Raw genomic sequence first — 13,486 nt, 5'->3', positions numbered from 1 at the left:
AAGCCTGGCTTTCCCTAGCCGGCGCGGGATTGGAGAAAACGGCCGTGCAGCGCCGCCGGGGCCAGGCCGGTCGCGGCGCGGAACTCGGCGATCATGTGCGGTTGGTCGTAGAAGCCGCAGCGGTGCGCGATGTCCGCCCAGGACGCGGATCCGGCCATCCGCAACGCCGCGTGCAGCCGCACCACGCGCCCGTACGCCTTGGGGCGCAAGCCGACGGCGTTGGAGAACCGCCGCCGCAGCTGGCGTTCCGACAGGCCGACCGCCGCCGCCAGATCGCCCACGCGGGCGGCAGGCTCGTCGTGCAGCATCCGCACGACCCGCTGCACAGCGAAGTCGTTGTCACGCAAGGAGACCCGGTCCAGCGCCGCCAGCGCTGAGGACAGCCGGTCACGCGGGGACCCCGGCTCGACCCGGCCGAACGGCATGCCCTCCAACGGAACCTCGTCAGCGGCGACGCCGAGCGACAGGCTCGCCCCCGGCCACAGCCGCAGGCCGACCAGCCCGCCGGGCGGCAGCGGCCCGGACCGGACGGTCACCTCCGGCCCGGCCAGCCACATCGCACCGTCGGCGAACACCAGCAGGTCGACCGCCGGGTAGGGCAGTGGCAACTCGGCGGAATCGATCCAAGACCCCTCGACCAGAGCGTCCACCGGCACGAACGTCAGGGTAGAAGCATCGGATCCGCCGGACGAGCCAGTTTTGAGACCGGCGTTCAGCTGCTGGGTCTCATTGCTGGACGGACTAGCATCGACGGGTATGAGAAGGACCTCGTTCGCGCACTGGCCGTGCTCGGTCGCCCGCACCATGGACCTGCTGGGCGACTGGTGGACGCCGCTGGTGCTGCGTGAGTCGTTCTACGGCATCCGCCGCTTCGACGAGTTCCAGCAGGCGCTGGGCATCGCCCGCAACACCCTCGTCGACCGCCTGCGCCGGCTGGTCGACGAGGGTCTGCTGGCCAAGGTGCCGTACCAGACCGACCCGGTGCGCCACGACTACGTGCTGACCGAGAAGGGCCGGGACTTCTGGCCGGTGCTGGCCGCGATGATGACGTGGGGTGACCGCTGGCTGTCCGACGACGCCGGCCCGCCGATCACGCTGCATCACGACGCCTGCGACCACGACACCCGGGCCGAGGTGGTCTGCGCGCACTGCAAGGAGCCGCTGCGGGTCGAGGACGTGCGGCACCGGATGGGTCCCGGCTACCCGCCGAAGCTGGCTGCCCGGCCGGACGTGGTGGCGCGGTTCGCGGGTCAGGAAGCCGATCCCGCTCCCTGAATACCCCCATTGACATGCTGAGTCTATCTAAGAGACTATGCCGGCATGGAGTGGACCGGGGCCAGGTACGCCGACAAGCCGACGGTGCAGGTGCAGACCTGGATCGACGGGCCACCCGAGCGCGTGTGGGCGGTGGTCTCCGACGTCGGACTCATGCCGGAGATGAGCGACGAACTCCAGTCGGTCACCTGGTGTGACGGGGCGACCGGCCCCGCCCTGGGGGTGCGCTTCGTCGGCGCGAGCAGTCACGAGGCGCTGGGAGCGTGGTCGACCCAGTCGCAGATCGTCGAGTTCGAGCCGCCGCGGGTGTTCGGCTGGGCGGTGCAGGACCCGGAGAACCCGACAGCGCTGTGGCGGTTCACGCTCCAGCCCCGCGACGGCGGCACCGAGCTCACCCAGTGGATGCAGATGGGGCCGGCGCGATCCGGCCTGTCGCTGGCCATCGACCGGATGCCGGACAAGGAGCAGAAGATCGTCTTCGTCCGCCTCCGGGAGTTCGAGAACGCCATCAGGGGCACCCTCGCGCAGATCAAGCAGCGGGTGGAGCAGGCCTGATGCGCACCGCGACGACGATCGAGGCGTCGGCCGACTGGTCCGCGACGCTGGATCTGGTGCTGGAGGCGGAAAAGCTCGGCATGGACACCTGCTGGGTGGCCGAGGCCTGGGGCTCCGACGCGCCGTCGGTGCTGGGTTTCCTGGCCGCCCGCACGGACCGGATCCGGCTCGGCTCCGGCATCATCCAGCTCGGCACGCGCACCCCGGTCGCCATCGCGCAGGCCGCGCTCACCCTGGCCCAGCTGTCCGACGGCCGGTTCGCGCTCGGCCTCGGCGCGTCCGGGCCGCAGGTGATCGAGGGCCTGCACGGCGTGCCGTTCGAACGGCCGCTCAGCCGGATGCGGGAGACCGTGCGGATCATCCGGTCCGCCTTCGCCGGCGAGAAGATATCCTTCAGCGGCAGGCACTTCACCGTACCGACGACCGGTGAGGGCATCCGCCCGATGCGGCTGTCCATGCCGCCGAACCCGGACATCCCGATCTACCTGGCCACGCTGTCGCCGAAGATGCTGGAGCTGACCGGCGAGATCGCCGACGGCTGGCTCGGCACCAGCTTCGTGCCGGAGGGCTCGGCCGCCTACTTCACGCACCTCGACGCCGGGCTGGCCCGCTCCGGCCGCACCCGCCGGGACCTGGACGTCTGCCAGGGCGCCGAGGTCTCGTTCGCCGAAGACGAGGACGCCCTGCGGGCCATGGTCGCCGGCCGCAAGAAGGAGCTGGCCTTCAGCCTGGGCGGCATGGGTTCGGCCAGCACCAACTTCTACAACAACGCCTACAGCCGGCAGGGTTGGGCCGAGGTCGCCGCCGAGGTGCGGGAGCGCTGGCAGGCCGGCGACCGCGACGGCGCCGCCGCGCTCGTCACCGACGACATGGTGCTGGCCACCACGCTGATCGGCACCGAGCCGATGGTGCGGGAGCGCCTGAAGGTGTGGCGGGACGCCGGCGTGGATCTGGTGCGTATGTACCCGGCCGGCGACACCCTCGACGCCAAGCTGACCAACCTCGCCCGCGCCATGGACATCGTGCGCGACCTGAACTGACGGCGAGTCCCGTTCTCAGGCAACTGAATGTCGAGTTCGGAACTCGACACATGGTAGTGCTTTGTTAGGTGCGGGGTGCGGGTGGACCTCCGCATGTGCCCTTCTTGCAGGGTGACTCCGGAGGAGATGGCTCAGGTTCGGCCGGTGATCGAGGATTTCGCGGCGCGGATGTTCGGTGGGTTCGCGCGGCGTGATCAGCGGGCGAAGGGTGAGCTGTATCTGCGTGGGCTGATGCTGGATGGCAAGCGCAAGTCGATGCAGCCGATGGCGCAGCGGCTCGGGGTCGATCACCAGCAGTTGCAGCAGTTCGTGAGCACCTCGACATGGGATCACGTCGAGGTGCGGCGGCGCCTGGCCGGGTGGGCTGGCGAGTTCGTCGACCCGGACGCACTGGTGATAGATGACACCGGTTTTCCCAAGGACGGCAAGGATTCCCCCGGCGTGGCGCGAATGTACTGCGGCGCGCTGGGCAAGACCGGGAACTGCCAGATCGGGGTCAGCGTGCACGCGGTGACCGACTGCGCCTCGGCCGCGATCGACTGGCGGCTGTTCGTGCCGGAATCCTGGGACGATCAGAAAGCCACTGATGATCAGGCCGCGGCCCAGATCCGGGTACGCCGGGCGCGTAGTGCGATCCCCGACGAGGTGCGGCATCGGGAGAAGTGGCGGTTGGCGCTGGACATGCTCGACGAGGTCACCGGCCAGTGGGGCCTGCCGGATCGGCCGGTGGTGGCTGACGCCGGCTACGGCGACGCCACCGAGTTCCGGCTCGGCCTGACCGAACGCGGCCTGACCTACGTGCTGGCCGTAAGCCCGGCCGCGACCGCCCATCCCGCCGAGGCGATGCCGGCCACCGCGGCCTGGGTCGGCAACGGCCGCCCACCCGGCCCGCGCTACCCCGCCAAACCCGGGGACCTCAAGACCCTGGTGATAGCCGCCGGACGCTCGGCGGGCCGGTTCGTGGTGTGGAGGCACGGCTCCAAGAAGTCACCGGGCAACCCGACCGCGAGCATGCGATCTCGGTTTATCGCGCTGCGAGTACGGCCGGCCAACCGCAACATCCCACGGGCTACCGATGGGAGCCTGCCCGAGTGCTGGCTGCTGGCCGAGTGGCCACCCGGTGAACCTGAGCCCACCGACTCTTGGCTTTCGACGCTGCCCACCGACATCCGGCTGAGGGATCTGGTGCGGCTGGCCAAGATCCGCTGGCGCATCGAGCATGACTACCGCGAACTCAAAGACGGCCTCGGCCTGGACCACTTCGAGGGCCGGTCCTGGCTCGGCTGGCACCGCCACGTCACCCTCGCCACGGTGGCCCAAGCGATCTGCACCCAACTCCGCCGCACCCCCAAAGCCCCTGCGCAGGCCTGACGCTCTACGCGGTCCTGCGCGAACTCCAGGCCTTACTCGCGGTCTGGACAGGTGTCTGCCACACCTGCCGACAAGCCGTCCAGACCCGAACATCCGCAACAACAGCCCAGGTCCACAACACCTAAAGCCCTACTAGAACCGCACGGGCAGCTTGTCGTAGATGTGGCCAAACTGGCGCCCCGGTGCCATTTCCGGAGCCTCGTCCTCGGCCGGTCGGAGGTTCGGCAGGCGATCGAGCACGATCCGCAGGCACTCGTCCACCTGCGCCCTGGCGAGCGCCGCGCCCAGGCAGTAGTACGTGCCCATGCCGAAGCCGAGGTGGCGGTGGGCGCTCTCGCGGGTGATGTCGAACCGGTCGGGGTCGGTGTAGACGTCGGGGTCGCGGTTGGCGTACTGAAGTGACAGCAGGAAGCCCTGGCCTGCCGGGAAGTGGTGGCCGCCGATGATGATCGGTTCCAGTGCATGCCTGGCGATCGCCTTGTTCGGACCGTCGAACCTCACGATCTCCTCGACCGCGGAGGGCATTCGGTCCGGTTCGGCCCGCAGTAGCGTCATCTGCTCGGGGTGCTGCATGAGCAGTGCCAGGCCGTGCGTGATCACCGCCGCTGTCGTCTGATGGGCGGCGAACAGCAGCATGACGCAGTTGGCGACGATCTCGTCCTCGGTGATCCGGCCTTCCCGCTCGTCCTCGGTGAACATGGTGACGAGGTCGTCGCGTGGGTCGGTGCGCCGCTGGGCCACGATCGGCCGGAGGTAGTCCTCCATCTCCCTGATGGCGTCCTGCCCGGCGAGCAGTCGTTCCATGGTGCCCTGCTGGAAGATCTGCAGGACGTTGTGCGACCAGTTGCGCAGCAGTTCCCGGTCGGCGACCGGAATGCCGAGCATCGTGGCGATGACATTGGCCGGCAGCGGGAGAGCCAGATCCGCCCGCACGTCCATGCTTCCCTTGTCCACCACCGCGTCGAGGAGTTCGTTGGTCAGCTCACGCACCCGTGGCCGCAGCGCGTTCACAGCGGACACGCTGAAGGAGCTCTTGAGTTGTTTCTGGAACCGGGCGTGGTTCTCGAAGGTGCTGCCGCCCATCCACATGTCGATGGAACGGCGGACGTGCCGCACCTTGTGCTGGTCTTCCGGTGACAGCTGCTCGAACAGGTAGATCATGGTGGAGTTGATCAGCCTGGGGTCCTTGAGCAGTGGCAACACGTCCTCGTACTTGCTGACCAGGCACGACTGGAACGGCGGCAGCCAGGCCAGTCGGGTCTGCGCGCCGGTCCTCAGCAGGAACCCCGCAGGGTCGGGCTCGCCAAACGGGTCGTGGGAGGGGAGTTGTTCCGGTGTGGTGGTCATGGTCACCCGTTTCTCATGGCGATAGTCGGCTGCTCAGCACGAAACCATCAAGCAGTTGATGGACTTTGGTGACGAGACGTCGCCTGGCGTACCCGTCCAGCGGTCAGTGCTCAGCTGCGGGGCGATGGCCTGTGGTCATTCGTGGTCGCGGGCTGTCACGGCACGGATGATCTCATCGGCCGCCTGACGGCATCGTTGCGGCGTGAGATCCAGTTGTGCCACCAGGCCCTTGAGAAAGCCCAAGACGAGCACGGTCGCTCCCTCCGGGTCGAGATCCGCCCGGAACTGGCCCGCGGCGCGGCCCGCCACGAAGGTGTCGCGCAGATAGTCGGCCCAGTCCTCGTCGTAGGCCCGCAGGACCCCGTGGAGCTCCGCGTCACGGGCGGCCCGTGCGTTCAACTCGTTGAGGATGACGAACTGGTCCCTGTTGGCCGCGAAGCGCGTGAGGATGTGCCCGATGTGGTTGGTCAGCGCTTGTCGTGCGTCGTGCAGGCTTGGCTGAACCGGTTTGAGAGTGCGGACTATGCGCTGGGCCATAGCCTCGATCAGCGCCTGTTTCGTGGGGAAGTAGTAGTGGAGCGTGGCGATGTTGATGCCCACCTGGTCGGCGATGTCGCGAACGCGGAACCCTTCGAAGCCGGTCCTGGCGATCGTGCGTTCAGCGGCGTCGAGGATCTGCGTCCGGCGTTGCTCCCCCTCGGCCGCCGTGCGCCTGGTGCCCGGCATGAGCAACCCCCTCGTTCGATCACCGATCGGACAGTGTACCGCCTGGGAATGCGCCTTCGGCTGCCCGTTCAGTCCGCTATGGACGAACACGTCCCTCCAGTGCCGCGCGGAAGCGTGCGTACTGCGGTGCGCCGACGATCCGCCACACCAGTCCGAACGGTCCGGGCATGTGCTTCTTAAGCCACGCCTTTCCGCCATCGGGCTGGGCGGAGAGGATGGCGCCGACCATGTTCCACGCCTGCCCTTTCGGGGTCGCCTTGCGGCCGTGTTTCTCGAACCACGCCACCTCGGGCTGCGTGACGAGGTGTTCGATGGCAGGCACGATGTTGGCTTCCTCGTCAGGGAAATGCGCGGCCAGGGCGGAGGACACGCCCGCGAGGGCCACCCTTACCGGCTCGGCCTCGGCACTGCCTGCGCTGTCTCGCCAGGCGGGAACGGCCCGGTCGAGTGCTTCGAGGTGGACAAGCATCTCGGCGTGCTGGACCTTCATCCGTTCCACGTGCAGGAAGCAGGCGGGCGCCCGCTGGCCGATCTTGTCCCAGAGTTGCTGGTCCTCGCCCTCGTGGTGGGCGTGCAGCGCGTTGGAGATCAGGTTCAGCTGGTCGGCGACGACCTTGGCGTGCTTGCTGTCTCCAGGTGTGACACCGTCGACGAAGCCAACGGCCTCGTCAAACGACTGCCGGAGCATCCGGTGAATCTCGAACATGCCGCTCGCGTCGCAGGTCTTGGGACCGGCGAAGAGCGGTTTGCCAGCGGACGGAACGGAGGTGTCGGTCATGTGGCCAGAGTATCCATCAAGCAGTTGATTGACAACAGCGTGACGGCGGTGAGCTCTCGGTTCAGCTCGACATGGAATCCCTGGGCCGCGAGTTGCCTGCCTGCGCCGAAGCGAGGGTGAGGAGCCGGCCGCGTTCGTCGAGCGGCTGACCGCAGGCATGGAGTCCGTGATCCGGCTCGCGTTGCTGGAGGGCTCTGTCGGCGGCGGCCGACAAGATCACCGGCGAGATGGCCCCGGTTCTGTGCAGGTGCAGTTGCGAGGGCGTGATCTGCAGTACGTGGACTGGTCGATGCCCCACACGTCATCAGCGATCACCATGACGACCTAACAAAGTCCTGATAGTTGCCCGAGAGCGGGACTCGCGGGGGTTCCCACGGCTTGGTATGGGGTTGGCAGGGGGCGGGGGCGGTGTGACCATCGGCGCATGTCCGGCGCCCCCGCCACCGTGCTGCGTGCCGTGCTCCGGCACGGTCCGTTGGCGCGCAGCACGATCGCCCGGCTGACCGGGCTGAGCCCGGCCGGCGTGTCCCGGCACTGCGGCAGCCTGGCCGACCGCGGCCTGGTGGTGGAGACCGAGGGACCGGTGTCCCGCAACGGAATGGGCCGCCCACACGTGCCGGTGGACATCGACACGGCCCGGCACACGGTGTGCGGGGTGCACATCGCGCACACCCAGTGCACGCTGTCGTTGCTCGACCTGCGCGGCAAAGTCCTTGCCCGGCAGGAGATCCCGCACGAGGATCAGACGCCGGGAACGATCCTGCGCGCGGTGGCCGAGGCGCTGCCGGTGTTTCTGGGCGACCGGCGGCCGCTGGCGATCGGCGTGGCGGCCGGGGGCTGGGTGGACACCGACAACGGGGTGGTCGTCGAGCACGCGTCGCTGGGCTGGCGGAACGTGCCGGTGCGGGAGATCCTGGCCACGGCCACCGGCCTGCCGGTGCACGCGGACAGCCACGCCCGCGCGCTGGTGCGGGCCGAGCAGCTGTTCGGCGAGGTCCGGGCGAGTGAATCGGTGCTGCATCTGTTCGTGGGCAACGTGGTCGACGCGGCGATCGTCACCGGCGGGCAGACGCACCGAGGCCCCCGTTCGGCGGCGGGCGACGTGGCCCATCTGCCGGTGGGCGACCCGGGAATTCGATGCGGGCGTGGACATGCCGGCTGCTTCGAGGCGACGGTGTCCGACGAGGCCTGGGCCCGGCGCACGGCCGGTGTGTCGATGCGGAAACTCCTGTCCGGCAACGCTGATCCGTTCCTGGAGCGGGCGAGGACCGTCGGCCGGGCGGCGGCACTGCTGTACGACGTGGTCAATCCGGAGGTCCTCGTCGTCACCGAGGCGAGCGTGATCCACTTCCCGGAGTGCCTGCGGGCACTGCGGGCGGAGATCGCCGAGCGCTCCCACCTGTGCGCGGCGCCGGAGCACACCGTGCTGCCCAGCAGCTTCGACGGCGACTCGGTGCTGGCCGTGGCCGGCGGCGCGGTCGCGCTGGGCGTGCTCTACGCCGATCCGCTGTCCCACGCAGTGGGCTGACTTATTTTCAGCCGACGCAATGTAGACCACCCAGAGCCGGCGTCCGCATCATAATTCCATGCTGCATCTCAACGCATTTCTGATGGGCGTTGGCCACCACGAAGCGGCCTGGCGACACCCGAGAACCGATCCCGAACTCGTCAACGACGTCCGACATTTCCAGAACCTGGCCAGAATCGCCGAGAACGGCGCGTTCGACTCGGTGTTCCTGGCCGACGGCGTGCAGATCTGGGGCGACGTCCGGCACACCGCAGCCGGCAAGTTCGAGCCGGTCACCCTGCTCACCGCGATGGCCGCGGTGACCAGCCGCGTCGGCCTAATCGCCACGGCGTCGACCAGCTACACCGAGCCGTACAACCTGGCCCGCCTGTTCTCCTCGCTGGACCACATCAGCGGCGGCCGCGCCGGCTGGAACATCGTCACCTCGGCCGGCGACCGGGCCGCGCAGAACTTCAACCGGGACGGCGTCGCCGAGCACGCCGAGCGCTACGAGCGGGCCGACGAGTTCCTGGACGTGGTCACCGCGCTGTGGGACAGCTGGGAGGACGACGCGCTGGTCGTGGACGTGGACAGCGGCGTGTTCGCCGACCCGGACAAGGTGCACGAGATCAATCACCACGGCCGGTTCTACCAGGTCAGGGGCCCGCTGAACGCGGTGCGCAGCCCGCAGGGCCGGCCGCTGCTGGTGCAGGCCGGCTCCTCTGAGGACGGCAAGGCCTTCGCCGCCCGGCACGCCGAGGCGGTGTTCACCGCGCAGCAGACCTTCGACGACGCCCGCGCCTTCTACCAGGACCTGAAGTCACGGCTGGCCCAGCACGGACGGCTGCCCGACGAGCTCAAGGTGCTGCCCGGCATCGTGCCGGTGCTCGGTTCCACCGAGGCCGAGGCGCGGCGGCTGTCCGACGAGTTGGACGGGCTGATCGTGCCGGTCCGCGCGGTGCGGCAGTTGTCCGAGCTGATCGGGGTCGATCTCGACGACCATCCGCTGGACCAGCCGCTGCCGCCGTTCCCGCCGGTCGCCCGGATCAACGGCGCCAAGAGCCGGTTCGAGCTGGTCCGCGACCTGGTCGAGCGGGAGCAGCTGACGCTGCGGCAGCTCATCGGCCGGCTCGGCGGCGGCCGCGGCCACCAGGTGGTCGCCGGCACGCCCGCGCAGATCGCCGACCACATTCAGCACTGGTGCGAACACGGCGCCGCCGACGGATTCAATGTGATGCCGCCGCTGCTGCCGTCCGGGCTGGAGGAATTCGTCGACCAGGTCATTCCGGAACTGCGTCGGCGTGGTTTGTTCCGTAAAGGTTACAGTGCGGACACATTGCGCGGCCACTACGGGCTCGGGCGGCCGGCGAGCCGTTTCGAACGGATTCCGTCATGAGACGGAGAACATTTCTGGCGCTGGCCGGGGCGGCGGCCGTCAGCACGGCCTGCGGCACCGCGAGCGGCAGCGCGACCAAGACGCTGCGCTACCAGGGCAGCGCCGGCTCGGTGACGCTGCCGGAGCTCGCCGCCGACCTCGGCTTCCTCGGCGACGTGCGGCTGGACTGGGTGGGCAACACGATCAGCGGCCCGCAGGACATCCAGTCCGCGGCCACCGGGCAGACCGACTTCGGCGGCGCGTTCAACGGCGCCGTGGTCAAACTGGCCGCGGCCGGCGCGCCGATCAAGGCCGTGATCGGCTACTACGGCTCGGACCAGTACGCCTACAACGGTTTCTACGTGCTGGCGGACAGTCCGATCCGGTCGGCCGCCGACCTGGCCGCCAGGAAGGTCGGCATGAACACGCTCGGCGCCCACAGCGAAGCCATGCTGGACATCTACCTGCAGCGCAACGGCGTCGACGCGAAGAAGGCCGAGCCGCTGGTGGTGCCGCCGATCAACACCGAGCAGTCGCTGCGGCAGCGGCAGATCGACGTCGCCGTGCTCGGTGGCATCCTGCGGGACAAGGCGTTGCAGACCGGCGGCATCCGCAAGCTGTTCACCGACTACGAGCTGCTCGGGCCGTTCACCGCCGGCACCTACGTGTTCACCGACAAGTTCCTGCACCAGAATCCCGACACCGTGCGGGCCTTCGTCACCGGTGTCGGCAAGGCCATCGAATGGAGCCGCACCACGCCGGCCGCGCAGGTGGTGGACCGGATGACCCAGATCGTGGTGAAGCGCAAGCGCAACGAGGACACGTCCGCGCTGAAGTACTGGAAGTCGTGGGGCGTGGCCGAGAAGGGCGGCCGGGTGTCCGAGCACGAGCTGTCGATGTGGCTGGACTGGCTGGCCGGGCGGGGAGAGCTGGCCAACCGGAAGGTCGACGTGTCGGCGTTGTACACCAACGAGTTCAACGGGGTGGGCCCGTGATCACCCTGCGCGGCGTGACCAAGGACTTCGGGGACTTCACCGCGCTGGCCGGGGTCGACCTGGACGTGGCGGCCGGCGAGTTCGTGGTGCTGGTCGGGCCCAGCGGCTGCGGCAAGTCCACGCTGCTGGACCTGCTCGCCGGCCTGACCCGGCCGACCAGCGGGCGGCTTCTGTTGCACGGCAAGCCGATCGACGGCCCGGGGCTGGACCGGGGCATCGTGTTCCAGCAGTACGCCCTGCTGCCGTGGCGGACCGCGCTGGGCAACGTGGAGTTCGGCCTGGAGGCGACCGGGGTGCCGCGGCGCGAGCGGGCCGGACGGGCCCGGGAGTTCCTGGACCTGGTCGGGCTCACCGGCTTCGAGCAGCGGCATCCGCACGAGCTGTCCGGCGGCATGCGGCAGCGGGTGGCCATCGCGCGCAGCCTGGCCTATGACCCCGAGGTGCTGTTGATGGACGAGCCGTTCGCCGCCCTGGACGCCCAGACCCGGGAGTCGCTGCAGGACGAGCTGCTGCGGATCTGGGAACGCACCGGCAAGACGATCGTGTTCATCACCCACAGCATCGACGAGGCCGTCTACCTGGGACAGCAGGTCGCGGTGCTGACCTCGCGTCCCGGCCGGATCAAGCGGTCCGTGCGGATCGACCTCGGCAACCGGCGAGAGGTCCGGGACCTGCGCTCCAGCCCGGAGTTCGCGCGGCACCGGCACGAGATATGGGAGCTGCTGCACGACGAGGTCGCCCGGACCCAGCGCTTGGAGGTGGCGCGATGAGCGGTCTGGAAGTGGCGGAGCGGTTGGCGCCCAAGGCTGTTCACCAGCCGCTGCCGGTGGCCCGGTGGCTGGGCGGACTGCGGCGGATCGCCTTCCGGTCGGCGGCGATCCTCGGCCTGCTGGCGATCTGGGAAGCGGCCCCGCGGCTCGGGCTGGTCGACTCGACCTTCCTGCCTCCGTTCTCCGAGGTCGCGGTCGCCTGGTGGCAGCTCGCCGCCGACGGCCAACTGCTGGACAACACGGTGGCCAGTCTGGGCCGGTCGCTGACCGGCTTCGGGCTGGCGGTGGTGGTCGCGGTCCCGCTGGGGTTGCTGATCGGCTGGTACAAACCGGTGGCCGAGCTGCTGGGCCCGCTGCTGGAAGTGTTCCGTAACACCGCGGCCCTGGCGCTGCTGCCGGTTTTCGTGCTGCTGCTGGGCATCGGCGAGACGTCCAAGGTCTCGATCGTGCTCTACGCCTGCGTGTGGCCGATCCTGCTGAACACGATCAGTGCGGTCCGCACCGTGGACCCGACCCTGCTGAAACTGGCCCGGTCGCTCGACCTGTCACCGGTCCGCCTGTTCCAGAAGGTGATCCTGCCGGCGGCCGCGCCGACGGTGTTCACCGGCATCCGGCTGGCCGGCGCGGTGTCCATCCTGGTGCTGGTGGCGGCCGAGATGGTCGGGGCCAAGGCCGGCCTGGGCTACCTGGTCAACTCGGCCCAGTTCAACTTCGCGATCCCGCAGATGTACGCGGGCATCGTGACCATCTCGGTCATCGGGGTGGGGTTCAACCAGATTCTTGTTGCCCTGGAACGCAAGTTCACGTCCTGGCGAAGGGAACAACCATGACCGCGACAACGGGATTCGAGGTGCGCCGGGTCGGCGGCCGGATCGGGGCCGAGATCGTCGGCGTCGACCTCGCCGCCGGCGTCGAGCCGGCGATCGTCGCCGAGATCAACGCCGCCCTGGTCGAGCACAAGGTGCTCTTCTTCCGGGAGCAGCGCCTCGACGACGCCGGCCAGACCCGCTTCGCCTCGCTGTTCGGCGAGCTCACCGGCGCGCACCCGACGGTGCCGTCGGTCGAGGGCCAGCCGAATGTGCTTGCGGTGAACGGAGAAGAGGGCACCCGGGCCAACCGCTGGCACACCGACGTCACCTTCGTGCGCACGCCGCCGAAGGCCAGTACGCTGCGGGCGCTCGTGGTTCCTCCGTACGGCGGAAACACGTTGGTGGCCAACGCGGTCGCGGCGTACAACGACCTGCCGACGCCGCTGCGGGAGTTCGCCGACAAGCTGTGGGCGGTGCACACCAACGACTACGACTACGCCGACCCGCCGGCCAACGAGCACGCCGCCGAGCGCCGCAAGGTGTTCACCTCCCGCAAGTACCGCACCGCCCACCCGGTGGTGCGGGTGCACCCGGAGTCGGGGGAGCGCGGGCTGTTCATCGGCGGCTTCGCGCAACGCGTCGTCGGGCTGAACGCCACCGAGTCGCACGACATCCTCCGGCTGCTCCAGTCGTACGTGACGCGCCCGGAGAACGTGGCCCGCTGGCGCTGGTCGCCGGGCGACCTGATCTTCTTCGACAACCGCAGCACCCAGCACTACGCCCCGGACGACTACGGCGACCTGCCCCGGCTGCTGCACCGCGTCACCCTGGCCGGCGACGTGCCGGTCGGTGTCGACGGCGCGACCAGCTACGTGCTCGAAGGCGACGAGGCCGGGCACTACACTCGCGTCTGAAACCGTTGTCCGCCAGGGACAATC

Annotated in this window: 14 protein-coding genes; 10 read left to right on the top strand and 4 right to left on the bottom strand. The window is 69.2% G+C overall.

The genetic code is table 11. From position 1 onward, the window contains the following. Window positions 1-14 precede the first annotated feature (14 nt). Complete coding sequence (locus tag JJ691_RS25220; protein ID WP_211771175.1) at window positions 15-656, bottom strand: helix-turn-helix transcriptional regulator; 642 nt, start codon at window positions 654-656, stop codon at window positions 15-17. Window positions 657-756: 100 nt separating this feature from the next. Between JJ691_RS25220 and JJ691_RS25215 the strand changes: the two genes are divergently transcribed. From JJ691_RS25215 to JJ691_RS25200, 4 genes are all read left to right on the top strand, one after another. After that, the gene (locus JJ691_RS25215) at window positions 757-1,275 is read left to right on the top strand and encodes a winged helix-turn-helix transcriptional regulator (RefSeq protein WP_211771174.1); all 519 of its coding nucleotides are present in this window, start codon (window positions 757-759) and stop codon (window positions 1,273-1,275) included. Between the two features lie 45 nt (window positions 1,276-1,320). After that, entirely contained in the window at window positions 1,321-1,830 is a 510-nt protein-coding gene (locus JJ691_RS25210; protein WP_211771173.1) for an SRPBCC family protein, read from the top strand. After that, entirely contained in the window at window positions 1,830-2,870 is a 1,041-nt protein-coding gene (locus JJ691_RS25205) for an LLM class flavin-dependent oxidoreductase (protein ID WP_211771172.1), read from the top strand. The genes JJ691_RS25210 and JJ691_RS25205 overlap by 1 nt, the downstream gene beginning before the upstream one ends. Window positions 2,871-2,981: 111 nt before the next feature. Then, window positions 2,982-4,241, top strand: a complete 1,260-nt coding sequence (locus JJ691_RS25200) for an IS701 family transposase (RefSeq protein WP_442912765.1) — start codon at window positions 2,982-2,984, stop codon at window positions 4,239-4,241. Window positions 4,242-4,373: 132 nt separating this feature from the next. Here JJ691_RS25200 and JJ691_RS25195 read toward each other — a convergent pair whose 3' ends face one another. The 3 genes from JJ691_RS25195 to JJ691_RS25185 form a co-directional block, all read right to left on the bottom strand. After that, window positions 4,374-5,588, bottom strand: coding sequence for a cytochrome P450 (locus tag JJ691_RS25195; RefSeq protein WP_211771170.1), 1,215 nt, complete (start codon window positions 5,586-5,588; stop codon window positions 4,374-4,376). Between the two features lie 135 nt (window positions 5,589-5,723). Continuing rightward, window positions 5,724-6,314, bottom strand: coding sequence for a TetR/AcrR family transcriptional regulator (locus JJ691_RS25190; RefSeq protein ID WP_211771169.1), 591 nt, complete (start codon window positions 6,312-6,314; stop codon window positions 5,724-5,726). Window positions 6,315-6,390: 76 nt separating this feature from the next. Further along, the gene (locus tag JJ691_RS25185; RefSeq protein ID WP_211771168.1) at window positions 6,391-7,092 is read right to left on the bottom strand and encodes a hemerythrin domain-containing protein; all 702 of its coding nucleotides are present in this window, start codon (window positions 7,090-7,092) and stop codon (window positions 6,391-6,393) included. 424 nt (window positions 7,093-7,516) lie between these two features. On the opposite strand from JJ691_RS25185, the gene JJ691_RS25180 reads away from it, so the two are divergent. Genes JJ691_RS25180 through JJ691_RS25155 form a run of 6 tightly spaced genes read left to right on the top strand, consistent with a single transcriptional unit; the run spans window position 7,517 to window position 13,462 of the window. Continuing rightward, window positions 7,517-8,620, top strand: a complete 1,104-nt coding sequence (locus JJ691_RS25180; RefSeq protein ID WP_211771167.1) for an ROK family transcriptional regulator — start codon at window positions 7,517-7,519, stop codon at window positions 8,618-8,620. 58 nt (window positions 8,621-8,678) lie between these two features. After that, window positions 8,679-9,995, top strand: a complete 1,317-nt coding sequence (locus tag JJ691_RS25175; RefSeq protein WP_211771166.1) for an LLM class flavin-dependent oxidoreductase — start codon at window positions 8,679-8,681, stop codon at window positions 9,993-9,995. Continuing rightward, entirely contained in the window at window positions 9,992-10,969 is a 978-nt protein-coding gene (locus JJ691_RS25170) for an ABC transporter substrate-binding protein (protein WP_211771165.1), read from the top strand. Before JJ691_RS25175 ends, JJ691_RS25170 begins: the two co-directional genes overlap by 4 nt. Further along, entirely contained in the window at window positions 10,966-11,739 is a 774-nt protein-coding gene (locus JJ691_RS25165) for an ABC transporter ATP-binding protein (protein WP_211771164.1), read from the top strand. The genes JJ691_RS25170 and JJ691_RS25165 overlap by 4 nt, the downstream gene beginning before the upstream one ends. 11 nt (window positions 11,740-11,750) lie before the next feature. After that, window positions 11,751-12,569 carry an ABC transporter permease gene (locus JJ691_RS25160; protein WP_442912783.1) on the top strand — a complete coding sequence of 273 codons (819 nt, stop codon included), beginning with the start codon at window positions 11,751-11,753 and terminating at the stop codon, window positions 12,567-12,569. After that, window positions 12,566-13,462, top strand: coding sequence for a TauD/TfdA dioxygenase family protein (locus JJ691_RS25155; protein ID WP_211771162.1), 897 nt, complete (start codon window positions 12,566-12,568; stop codon window positions 13,460-13,462). Before JJ691_RS25160 ends, JJ691_RS25155 begins: the two co-directional genes overlap by 4 nt. The last annotated feature ends 24 nt before the right edge of the window (window positions 13,463-13,486 follow it).

Source organism: Kutzneria sp. CA-103260 (assembly GCF_018263855.1).
Classification (GTDB): Bacteria; Actinomycetota; Actinomycetes; order Mycobacteriales; family Pseudonocardiaceae; genus Kutzneria.
Note: the sequence above shows the minus strand (reverse complement) of the source record. Positions and strands in the feature narration are given on the sequence as shown.